Annotated in this window: 11 protein-coding genes; 5 read left to right on the top strand and 6 right to left on the bottom strand. The window is 71.7% G+C overall.

The annotated features are described in order from the left end of the window. Positions 1-45: 45 nt before the first annotated feature. Together JGS39_RS18330 and JGS39_RS18325 are read right to left on the bottom strand one after the other, a co-directional pair. The gene (locus JGS39_RS18330; RefSeq protein ID WP_219570241.1) at positions 46-666 is read right to left on the bottom strand and encodes a TetR/AcrR family transcriptional regulator; all 621 of its coding nucleotides are present in this window, start codon (positions 664-666) and stop codon (positions 46-48) included. Positions 667-838: 172 nt separating this feature from the next. Beyond that, the gene (locus JGS39_RS18325; protein ID WP_219570240.1) at positions 839-2593 is read right to left on the bottom strand and encodes an acetyl/propionyl/methylcrotonyl-CoA carboxylase subunit alpha; all 1755 of its coding nucleotides are present in this window, start codon (positions 2591-2593) and stop codon (positions 839-841) included. Between the two features lie 392 nt (positions 2594-2985). Here JGS39_RS18325 and JGS39_RS18320 point away from each other — a divergent pair, with 392 nt between their 5' ends. After that, positions 2986-3444 carry a hypothetical protein gene (locus tag JGS39_RS18320; RefSeq protein WP_219570239.1) on the top strand — a complete coding sequence of 153 codons (459 nt, stop codon included), beginning with the start codon at positions 2986-2988 and terminating at the stop codon, positions 3442-3444. A gap of 10 nt (positions 3445-3454) precedes the next feature. On the opposite strand, the gene JGS39_RS18315 is transcribed toward JGS39_RS18320, so the two are convergent. From JGS39_RS18315 to JGS39_RS18305, 4 genes are all read right to left on the bottom strand, one after another. Continuing rightward, positions 3455-4072, bottom strand: a complete 618-nt coding sequence (locus JGS39_RS18315) for a Maf family protein (protein ID WP_219570238.1) — start codon at positions 4070-4072, stop codon at positions 3455-3457. An 81-nt stretch (positions 4073-4153) separates the two neighbouring features. Beyond that, a complete protein-coding gene (gene mmpB, locus JGS39_RS41475) occupies positions 4154-4282 on the bottom strand; it encodes a morphogenic membrane protein MmpB (RefSeq protein WP_261991678.1) in 129 nt (42 codons plus the stop codon). A gap of 76 nt (positions 4283-4358) precedes the next feature. Continuing rightward, entirely contained in the window at positions 4359-4565 is a 207-nt protein-coding gene (locus tag JGS39_RS18310) for an acyl-CoA carboxylase epsilon subunit (RefSeq protein WP_219570237.1), read from the bottom strand. Between the two features lie 14 nt (positions 4566-4579). Further along, positions 4580-6163, bottom strand: a complete 1584-nt coding sequence (locus tag JGS39_RS18305; protein WP_219570236.1) for an acyl-CoA carboxylase subunit beta — start codon at positions 6161-6163, stop codon at positions 4580-4582. A 157-nt stretch (positions 6164-6320) separates the two neighbouring features. On the opposite strand from JGS39_RS18305, the gene JGS39_RS18300 reads away from it, so the two are divergent. The 4 genes from JGS39_RS18300 to JGS39_RS18285 all read left to right on the top strand — a co-directional run bounded on the left by JGS39_RS18300 (position 6321) and on the right by JGS39_RS18285 (position 10825). Then, positions 6321-7223, top strand: a complete 903-nt coding sequence (locus JGS39_RS18300) for a biotin--[acetyl-CoA-carboxylase] ligase (RefSeq protein ID WP_219570235.1) — start codon at positions 6321-6323, stop codon at positions 7221-7223. A 173-nt stretch (positions 7224-7396) separates the two neighbouring features. Next, on the top strand, positions 7397-8566 hold the full coding sequence (locus JGS39_RS18295) for an adenylate/guanylate cyclase domain-containing protein (RefSeq protein WP_219570234.1): 1170 nt from the start codon (positions 7397-7399) through the stop codon (positions 8564-8566). A 120-nt stretch (positions 8567-8686) separates the two neighbouring features. Then, on the top strand, positions 8687-9499 hold the full coding sequence (locus tag JGS39_RS18290) for an enoyl-CoA hydratase/isomerase family protein (RefSeq protein WP_219570233.1): 813 nt from the start codon (positions 8687-8689) through the stop codon (positions 9497-9499). A 96-nt stretch (positions 9500-9595) separates the two neighbouring features. Beyond that, complete coding sequence (locus JGS39_RS18285; RefSeq protein WP_219570232.1) at positions 9596-10825, top strand: GGDEF domain-containing protein; 1230 nt, start codon at positions 9596-9598, stop codon at positions 10823-10825. Positions 10826-10837 lie beyond the last annotated feature (12 nt).

Raw genomic sequence — 10837 nt, 5'->3', positions numbered from 1 at the left:
CCCCGCTCCTCAATCGCCGGAGGGGCTTGATTTGCCCCCGGCACCTCAATCGCGGGGAGGCTCGGAGGGGCCGGAACTGCTCAGGCCCCGCAGTGTCAGCGTCAGCAATCGCTCCGCCAGTTCCGGATCGTCCGGTGACTGCTCGGCGGCCAGGGCGATCGCGTTCGTCAGCTGCATCAGGTCGTCGATGGACACCTCGGCCCGTACCGCCCCGCTCGACTGCGCCCGGGCCAGCAGTACCGAACCCGCCTCGCGCAACGGCACGTTGCACGGTGACAGGGCCGATGTCTCGTCCCGGCACGTCGACATGAGTGCCTGGGCCAGCCCTCGGTACTCACCCGCATGAGTGATGAGCGCGCCCAGCCACTCCACCAGGCCGGTGCACGGCTGCTCCGCCCCGGCCAGTTCGCGGGAGCGGGTGATCAGGGCGGCCACGGCCTCCTGGAAGACCGCGCTCATCAGTGCGTGCCGGGTCGGGAAGTGCCGGTACAGGGTGCCGATGCCCACGCCCGCCCGTCGCGCGACGTCCTCCAGGGAGGCGTCGGTGCCGTGCTCGGCGAAGGAGTTGCGGGCCTCGGTGAGCAGCCGGTCGTAGTTGCGGCGCGCGTCGGCGCGCATGGGCCGGTCCGGCGTGCGGACCGGTGTCCCTGCCGTACTGATCGCCATTGCGCAGTCCTCCCTGTGTCCGCCTCGGGGTCCAGGATGCCACCGGGTAACCGGAGGTGCCCTCCGTAACGCTGAACGGGCGGTTCGTTCCCCGCAATGACCGGCGCCCCGGTCACGTCCTATGACATGAGCGGGGCGCCGGTGGAACAGGTGGGAACGGATGCCGTGAGGGTCAGTCCTTGATCTCACAGATGACGGCGCCGGAGGAGACCGAGCTGCCGACCTCGGCGGCCAGGCCCTTGATGGTGCCCGCGCGGTGCGCGTTGAGCGGCTGCTCCATCTTCATGGCTTCCAGGACGACGATCAGATCGCCCTCCTTGACCTCCTGGCCCTCCTCCACCGCGATCTTCACGATGGTGCCCTGCATCGGGGAGGCCAGGGTGTCGCCGGAGACGGCCGAGCCGGACTTCTTCGCCGCACGGCGCTTGGGCCTGGCGCCCGCCGCGAGTCCCGTACGGGCCAGGCTCATGCCGAGCGAGGAGGGCAGGGAGACTTCCAGGCGCTTGCCGCCGACCTCGACGACGACCGTCTCGCGGCCGGACTCCTCGTCCGCATCCGTGTCGGCCGGAGCGGCGAACGGCTTGATCTCGTTGACGAACTCCGTCTCGATCCAGCGGGTGTGGATGCGGAACGGGTCGGAGGTGAACGCCGGGTCGGCGACGACCGCGCGGTGGAACGGGATGGCGGTGGCCATGCCCTCGACGTTGAACTCGGCCAGCGCGCGGGCCGCGCGCTGGAGCGCCTGTGCGCGTGACGCACCGGTCACGATCAGCTTGGCCAGCAGGGAGTCCCAGGCCGGGCCGATGACCGAGCCGGACTCCACGCCCGCGTCGAGGCGGACGCCGGGACCGCTCGGCGGAGCGAAAACGGTGACGGTGCCCGGGGCGGGCAGGAAGCCGCGGCCCGGGTCCTCGCCGTTGATCCGGAACTCGAAGGAGTGACCGCGCATCTCCGGGTCGCCGTACCCGAGCTCCTCGCCGTCGGCGATGCGGAACATCTCGCGTACGAGGTCGAGGCCGGTGACCTCCTCGGTGACCGGGTGCTCCACCTGGAGGCGGGTGTTGACCTCCAGGAAGGAGATCGTGCCGTCCATGCCGACCAGGAACTCGACCGTGCCGGCGCCGACGTAGCCGGCCTCCTTCAGGATCGCCTTGGACGCCGCGTACAGCTCCGCGTTCTGCGCCTCGGAGAGGAAGGGGGCCGGGGCCTCCTCGACCAGCTTCTGGTGGCGGCGCTGGAGCGAGCAGTCACGGGTGGAGACGACGACCACGTTGCCGTGGGTGTCGGCCAGGCACTGGGTCTCCACGTGCCGCGGCTTGTCGAGGTAGCGCTCCACGAAGCACTCCCCGCGCCCGAACGCGGCGACGGCCTCACGGACCGCGGAGTCGTACAGCTCCGGGATCTCCTCCAGCGTGCGCGCGACCTTCAGCCCGCGCCCGCCACCGCCGAACGCGGCCTTGATCGCGATCGGCAGCCCGTGCTCCTCGGCGAAGGCGACGACCTCGGCCGAACCCTCGACCGGGTCCGGGGTGCCCGCGACGAGCGGCGCGCCGGCGCGCTGGGCGATGTGGCGGGCGGCGACCTTGTCACCGAGGTCCCGGATCGCCTGGGGCGGCGGGCCGATCCACGTGAGACCGGCATCGAGCACGGCCTGGGCGAACTCGGCGTTCTCCGACAGGAAGCCGTAACCCGGGTGGATCGCGTCCGCCCCGGAGTCCTTGGCCGCCTGGAGCACCTTGGCCATGTCCAGGTAGCTGGCGGCCGGGGTGTCACCGCCCAGAGCGAATGCCTCGTCGGCCGCACGCACATGCAGAGCGTCGCGGTCCGGGTCTGCGTAGACGGCCACGCTCCCGATTCCCGCGTCCCGGCAGGCACGGGCAACACGGACAGCAATTTCGCCACGGTTGGCGATGAGCACCTTGCGCACGATGGCTCCCTCCTTGAAACAAGCTGAGTTTAGGGACAACCGACACGGTCCTACGACCCGTCCCCATTGGTGAGCTTGCCCACACGGAGTGTGATTCGAGGCTTGCTCGAGTCGCGAAATCCCTTGTGGCACCACGGTACGCCGGGAACCATGACCGCACAGTAGCCACGAGGTGTGGTCCAGGTCTCTGTCGGCACGGGCACCGACTCCTGGTGTTTCTTTGTGGAATTCCTACTAAGCGGCGCGCGATTCTTTGCCCGACGCACCTGGGCGCGGACAAGGGGGCGCGAAGTGGGGGCGTACGGGTGCGGGAAGAGGGCGCCGAACCCCTTGTCCGGAGCATTACCCGTTAGTAGGGTCCGCGCTATCGCACGTACTGCAGGTAACAGGGGGTGAGCGCCGTGGTGCGCAGGCCGGTGGCTTTGATAGCCGCGCTCGTGCTGTTCGCGGAAGCCGTGGGCATCGTGATCATCAACGTCGTCCTGGGAACGGTCGTGAAGAACCAGGACATGTCCCTGGCCGGCACCGATCCCGGTGTCATGTCCAAGGGGACCTGGGTGCTGGGAGGCGTCTCGGGACTGTTCCTGGTGCTCTGCGGTGTACTGCTCCTGGTGGCCGGTATCCGCGACCGGGCCCCGGGCCGTGCCGCCCGGATCGTGCTCATCGGCTGCGCCGTCGTCCACGGCGTGCTGGGCGCGCTGACGGTCGGTCTGGTGGGCTGGGCGGCGTTCGCCCTCATGATGGTGGTGCTCGGACTGATCGTGCTGACCCTGGTGGCGTACGGCCCCGCCGACGGGGAGCCGGCCGCCGGCGCCGAGTCCGAACAGCCGGCGGCACCGGCCCCGGCCTGAACCGGGACCCTCAGACCCAGAGGTCGGTGACCTGGATCCCCAGCTCGCCCAGCAGCCGCCGCAGCAGCGGCAGCGAAAGGCCGATGACGTTGCCCGGGTCGCCGTCGATCGAGTCCACGAAGGGTGCCGAGCGCCCGTCGAGGGTGAAGGCGCCCGCGACGTGCAGTGGTTCGCCGGAGGCCACGTAGGCGGCGATCTCGGCGTCCGAGGGCTCACCGAAGCGGACCGTCGTGGACGCGGTCGCGGAGGCGGTGCGTCCGCTCGCGGTGTCGGTCAGGCAGTGGCCCGTCTGCAGGATCCCGGAGCGTCCCCGCATGGACTTCCAGCGGGCCGTGGCCTCCTCGGCGTCGGCCGGCTTGCCGAGCGCCTGGCCGTCCAGTTCGAGCACCGAGTCGCACCCGATGACCAGGGCCCCCGCGGCCTGCGGCAGCGCGGCCACGACGCCGGCCTTGGCCTCGGCCAGGACGAGCGCGAGTTCCGCCGGGGTCGGGGCGCTCAGCGCGTCCTCGTCGACCCCGCTGACGATCACCTCGGGCGCGAACCCGGCCTGCCGCAGCAGGGCGAGACGGGCGGGCGAGGCGGAGGCGAGTACGAGGCGGCGGGGCGCGGGGTCAGTCATGCGGGCCATCGTACAAATGAGCCGCATGCGCGGGCTGCCGCCCCGGACCCGGCCCCTCGGCCGCCTGAGGGGTCCGATGGGCTCACGCCGTCAGCGGGCGCCCAGTACGAACATCGCGATCACCATGGCCAGCGCGAGCACGAGGCCCGCGCGCCGGAGCATGTCCTGGGCGTCGCGCAGTTCCTTCGGCGGTTTGTTCTCGGGATCGGACCACAGCATGATCCGATCCTGCGCCGCGAACCGCGGCGGCGCCTGAGTACGCGTACTCAACCGCCGCCACACGCGTCACGCACGCCTACCCGGGCCAGTACGTACGCGCCCAGGCGCGCGGTCCCGGCAGGTGGCGCCCGCGCCGGGCCAGGCGGCCCGGGTCGGACCACTGCGCGGGCAGCTCCGGCGCGCCGGACGACACGGCGGACGCCGCCGCGGCGCGCGCCCGCACCACCGCCAGAGCGGCGGCCAGCTCCTCCGGGGTCGGGTTGCCCCGTACGACCTTGATCATGGCCAGGACCCTTTCTAGAGGGGGATGTTGCCGTGCTTCTTCGGGGGCAGCGACTCCCGCTTGGTGCGCAGCTGCCGCAGACCCTTGACCACCTGGGCCCGGGTCTCGTGCGGCATGATCACCGCGTCCACGTAGCCGCGCTCGGCCGCCACGTACGGGTTGAGGAGCGCGTCCTCGTAGTCCGCCATCAGCCCGGCGCGGGTCGCGTCCTGATCCTCGGCGGCGGCGATGGTGCGGCGGTGCAGGATGTTGACGGCGCCCTGCGCGCCCATGACGGCGATCTGCGCGGTCGGCCAGGCGACGTTGATGTCGGCGCCCAGGTGCTTGGAGCCCATGACGTCGTACGCGCCGCCGAACGCCTTGCGGGTGATCACCGTGATCAGCGGGACGGTGGCCTCCGCGTACGCGTAGATCAGCTTGGCGCCGCGGCGGATGATGCCGCCGTACTCCTGGTCGACACCCGGCAGGAAGCCCGGCACGTCGACGAAGGTCAGTACGGGCACGTTGAAGGCGTCGCACGTGCGGACGAACCGGGCGGCCTTCTCGCTCGCGTTGATGTCCAGGCAGCCGGCGAACTGCATCGGCTGGTTGGCGACGATGCCGACCGGGTAACCCTCCACGCGGCCGAAGCCGGTGAGGATGTTCGGCGCGAACAGGGCCTGGGTCTCCAGGAACTCGCCGTCGTCCAGCACGTGCTCGATCGCGGTGTGCATGTCGTACGGCTGGTTCGCCGAGTCCGGGATCAGCGTGTCCAGCTCGCGGTCCTCGTCGCTGACCGCCAGGTCCGCCTCCTCCGGGAAGGCCGGGGCCTCGGAGAGGTTGTTCGACGGCAGGTACGACAGCAGCGACTTGACGTACTCGATCGCGTCCTTCTCGTCGCCCGCCATGTGGTGCGCCACACCCGAGGTGGTGTTGTGCGTACGGGCGCCGCCGAGCTCCTCGAAGCCCACGTCCTCGCCGGTGACCGTCTTGATGACGTCGGGCCCGGTGATGAACATGTGCGAGGTCTGGTCGACCATGACCGTGAAGTCGGTGATCGCGGGGGAGTAGACCGCGCCGCCCGCGCACGGTCCGACGATCAGCGAGATCTGCGGGATCACACCCGAGGCGTGCACGTTGCGGCGGAAGATCTCCGCGAAGAGGCCCAGCGCCGCGACACCCTCCTGGATGCGGGCGCCGCCGCCGTCGTTGATGCCGATGACCGGACAGCCGGTCTTCAGCGCGAAGTCCATCACCTTGACGATCTTCTCACCGTAGACCTCGCCGAGCGAGCCGCCGAAGATGGTGAAGTCCTGCGAGTACACGCAGACGGGGCGGCCGTCGACCGTGCCGTACCCGGTGACGACACCGTCCCCGTACGGCCGGTTCTTCTCGATGCCGAAGTTCGTCGAGCGGTGCCGGGCGAATTCGTCCAGCTCCACGAAGGAACCCTCGTCGAGCAGGAGGTCGACGCGCTCACGCGCGGTCAACTTGCCCTTCGCGTGCTGCTTTTCCACCGCGCGCGCGGAACCCGCGTGGGTCGCCTCGTCGATACGGCGCTGCAGGTCCGCGAGCTTGCCCGCGGTGGTGTGGATGTCGATCTCTTCCGGCTCGGACATCGGGTGGCGGCTCCCTGCCTGGTCACGGGGACGACTGTGCTGCTGATCAGCGGATGAACGGCTGACGGCCCGCAGCGCTGTACGGCTACTGATCCGTAGCGTATCGGCGCGGATACCGTTCGGCAGTGCGTCGTTTGACACACCTAGGGTGGCTTGCATGACACCCTCGGATGCGCCACAGAGCCGTTGGTCGGACCTGGACCGGCCGCCCCTGAACGTTCCCGCGCTGCGCCGTGGACTGCTGCGGCCGGACGGGCTGTGGACCTCCCTCGACGTCGTCGACAGCACCGGTTCCACCAACTCCGACCTCGCGGGGCGCGCGGCCTCCCTCACCGAGGGCGCCGTCCTGGTCGCCGAGGAGCAGACCGCCGGCCGCGGCCGCCTGGACCGCACCTGGACCGCCCCGGCCCGCTCCGGCCTGTTCTTCTCGGTCTACCTGGCGCCGGCGCCCGTACCGATGCGGCGATGGGGCTGGCTGCCGCTGCTGGCGGGGGTCGCCGCGGCGACCGGCCTGGCGCGGTCGGCCGGCGTCGACACGGCACTGAAATGGCCCAACGACCTGCTGGTCACCATCCCCAAGGACTCCGACGAGCTCCGTCCAGGGGAGACCCCGTTCGGCGAGGAGCGCAAGACGGGCGGCATCCTCGCCGAGCGGGCCGGTGACGGCGTCGTCATCGGCATCGGACTCAACGTCTCCCTGCGCACCGACGAACTGCCCGCCCCCACCGCCGCCTCGCTCGCCCTCGCCGGAGCGGTCTCCACGGACCGGGAAACACTGCTGCGGGGCGTACTGCGCTCCCTGGAGCAGTGGTACGGGCAGTGGCGCGCGGCCGACGGCGACGCGGCGGCGAGCGGCCTCCAGGAGGCCTACGCGGCGGGCTGCGCCACGCTCGGCCGGACGGTACGGGCCCAGCTGCCCGGCGACCGCACGCTCACCGGCGAGGCGGTCGCGATCGACGGGGACGGGCGGCTGGTCCTGTCCTCGGACGACGGCCTGCGCGAACCGGTCTCGGCGGGCGACATCGTGCACTTGCGCGGCGCGGAGGGCGGACTGACCTGAGAGGCTGGCGTATGAGCTGACAGCCTCCGAGAGGCGCTTCGGAGCGGCACGCACGCCCCGACCCGTCGGGTAACGCCTCGACGACGTGAGGTAGGGCACACCTGCCGTATCGTTGAGGCGATCCACCGACAGATCGGCAGGGCAGTGCGCAGGGAACGGGCAGGAGGCGGCTGGTGACCGTCGGCGACACGACCTCCGGCGCGGGCGCGGAGCCCCCGTCGGACTCCTCGGTCCACGCGACACCGCATCACGAGGTCGACCACACGGCCGAACCGACCGACGACCCCCTGGCGATCCGGCTGGAACAGCTGATCCTGGGTGCCGACCGGCGCTACACCCCGTTCCAGGCCGCTCGCACCGCGGGCGTCTCCATGGACCTGGCGTCCCGGTTCTGGCGGGCCATGGGGTTCGCCGACATCGGCCAGGCCAAGGCGCTGACCGAGGCCGACGTCCTGGCGCTGCGGCGGCTGTCCGGCCTCGTCGAGGCGGGGCTGCTCAGCGAGCCGATGGCGATCCAGGTGGCCCGGTCGACCGGGCAGACCACCGCCCGGCTGGCGGAATGGCAGATCGATTCGTTCCTGGAGGGCCTCACCGAGCCGCCCGAGCCCGGAATGACCCGCACCGAGGTCACGTACCCCCTGATCGAACTGCTCCTGCCGGAGCTGGAGGAGTTCCTGGTGTACGTGTGGCGGCGCCAGCTCGCCGCCGCCACCGGCCGGGTCGTGCAGGCCGCGGACGACGAGGAGATGGTCGACCGTCGCCTGGCCGTCGGCTTCGCCGACCTCGTCGGGTTCACCCGGCTGACCCGTCGGCTGGAGGAGGAGGAGCTCGGCGAACTCGTCGAGTCCTTCGAGACCACCTGCGCCGACCTCGTGGCCGCGCACGGCGGCCGGCTCATCAAGACCCTCGGCGACGAGGTGCTCTTCGCCGCCGACGACGCGGGCACGGCCTCGGAGATCGCACTGCGCCTCGTCGAGGCGATGACCCTGGACGAGACGATGCCGGCGCTGCGCGTCGGCATCGCGTTCGGCACGGTCACCACCCGGATGGGCGATGTCTTCGGCACCACCGTGAACCTCGCCAGCCGGCTGACGTCGATAGCTCCGAAGGACGCCGTCCTCGTGGACGGGGCGTTCGCCAAGGAGCTGACCCGGACCGGCGACGCCCCCGTCTCCGAGGCCCGGGCCGCGGAGGAGGCGGCCGCCGCGAAGGAGAGCGCGGACGGCGAGGAGCCGGCTCCCGTACCCAAGTACCGCTACGGGCTCCAGCCGATGTGGCAGCGGCCGGTACGTGGTCTCGGCATCGTCGAACCGTGGCTGCTGGCCCGTCGCGGCACCTCCTGACCGCGCCCTGACCGCCGCCGGTCCTCACGGTCGGCTTGTCCCGGCCACCCCCTGACCTGCCGCCCCGGGAGAGCTCTAGGATCCCTCCGGTAACGCTCGTTAACCGACAGGGGTGCAGTCATGACCGTCACGTCCGAGCAGCGGTTCGGGGAGTTCGTCGTCGTACGGGGTCACGAGGGGCTGGAGCATGTCGCCGAGCTGGTCCTCGACCGGCCCAAGGCCATGAACGCGGTGTCCACGGACATGGCCCGCTCGATCGCCGCCGCCTGTGCCGCGCTGGCCGCCGATCCGGAGGTCCGGGTCACCGTCCTCACCTCCAGCCACGAGCGGGCCTTCTGCGTGGGCGCGGACCTCAAGGAGCGCAACTCCTTCACGGACGCCGACCTGGTGCGCCAGCGGCCCACCGCGCGCGCCGCCTACACCGGGGTGCTGGAACTGCCGATGCCGACGATCGCCGCGGTGCACGGCTTCGCGCTGGGCGGCGGGTTCGAGCTGGCCCTGTCCTGCGATCTGATCGTCGCCGACCGGACCGCCCTGGTCGGTCTGCCCGAGGTGTCGGTCGGCGTCATCCCGGGAGGCGGCGGGACCCAGCTGCTGCCGCGCAGGATCGGGGCGGCGCGCGCCGCGGAGCTGATCTTCACCGCCCGCCGGGTGGAGGCGGCCGAGGCGCGGGAGCTGGGGCTGGTGGACGAGCTGGTCGCGGACGGCCGGGACCGGGCCGAGGCGCTGGCGCTCGCCGTCCGGATCGCGGCGAACTCCCCGGTGGGGCTGCGAGCGGCCAAGCGGGCCCTGCGGCTCGGCCACGGGCTCGATCTGCGGGCCGGTCTGGAGGTCGAGGACTCCGCCTGGCGTTCGGTGGCCTTCTCCGGCGACCGGGCGGAGGGCGTGGCCGCGTTCAACGAGAAGCGGAAGCCGAACTGGCCCGGGGAGTGACCCGACGGTAACTACGTGTGCCCGTGTCGCGACGCACCGTGCATGATTCGGGTCGCCAAGTGATCAAATCACCGCAAACCTACATAAGCTGGGGCGATGGGTGGTGACGATGCGCGGCTGCGGGCCGTGGTTTCGCTTGCGCAGGCGATGGCTGCGGCGTACACCCCTCGGGGGTGCTGGCGGGCGGCGGCGCTGGGGGCGTGCGAGGCGCTGGGCGGCAGTTTCGCCGCGTTGTCGGTCTGGGAGCGCGGGCGCGGACGGCTGCGGGTCCTGGTCAACGCGGGCGAGCGGGCGGACGGGGAGGAGGAGTTCCCCGACGAGGAGACGTACCCCGTGCACCAGTTCCCGGAGATCACCGAGTTCCTGCACGAGCGGTGGGCCGGGGGTGGTGAGCCGGATGCCTGGGTGGAGACCGCCGACGGTCCGGTGGAGCCGGAGCCCGGGGACGCCGGCGCGGGGGGTGCGGACGTGTCGGGTGCGCATGGTTACCGGCGCGGCTACTGCCATCAGCGGGTGGCCGCGCTGCGCCGGCGCGGGCGCGGCTGCTGTGTCGTGGCGCCGATCGTGCTGCACGGGCGGGCCTGGGGCGAGCTCTATGTGGCGCGGCCGTCGGGGGAGCCGGTGTTCGACCGCCGGGACGCGGACTTCGCCACGGTGCTGGCCGCCGTCGTGGCTGCCGGGATCTCCCAGACGGAGCGCCTGGAGGAGGTGCGCAAGCTCGCCTTCACCGATCCGCTGACCGGCCTCGCCAACCGGCGGGCCGTCGACATGCGGCTGGACGAGGCGGTGGAGCGGCACCGGGAGGACGGCTCGGTGGTGAGCCTGGTCGTCTGCGATCTCAACGGTCTCAAGTGGGTCAACGACACGCACGGGCACGCCGTCGGCGACCGTCTGCTGGAACGTTTCGGCTCCGTGCTGTCCCGGTGCGGGGCCATGCTGCCCGGGGCGCTCGCGGCCCGGCTCGGCGGGGACGAGTTCTGCCTGCTGGCCCTGGGCCCCGGGGCGGACGAGGTGGTTGCGGTGGCCACGGAGCTCTGCGAGCGGGCCGCCGAGCTGGAGTTCGGCAACGGGGTCGCCTGTGGGATCGCGTCCACGGGGGACCCGATCGGCCCGGTGGTCTCCGCCCGGCGGCTCTTCCGGCTCGCGGACGCGGCCCAGTACCGGGCGAAGGCGGCCCGCTCCACGGAGCCCGTGGTTGCGGGGCGTGACGGCGAGGTCATCCGGCTGGCCGACTCCCCGCCGAAATCCGCCCACGACCGTCGCCGGCTGCGGGGAGCGCCCCCCGAGGCGACGGACGAGGTAAGGGGTCACCCCGAGGACCACTAGTGACATGAAGGG

Origin of the sequence: Streptomyces poriferorum, from assembly GCF_019399235.1 — a bacterium.
In the GTDB taxonomy this organism is placed as follows: Bacteria; Actinomycetota; Actinomycetes; order Streptomycetales; family Streptomycetaceae; genus Streptomyces; species Streptomyces poriferorum.
This window is presented reverse-complemented; position numbering and strand designations above follow the sequence as displayed.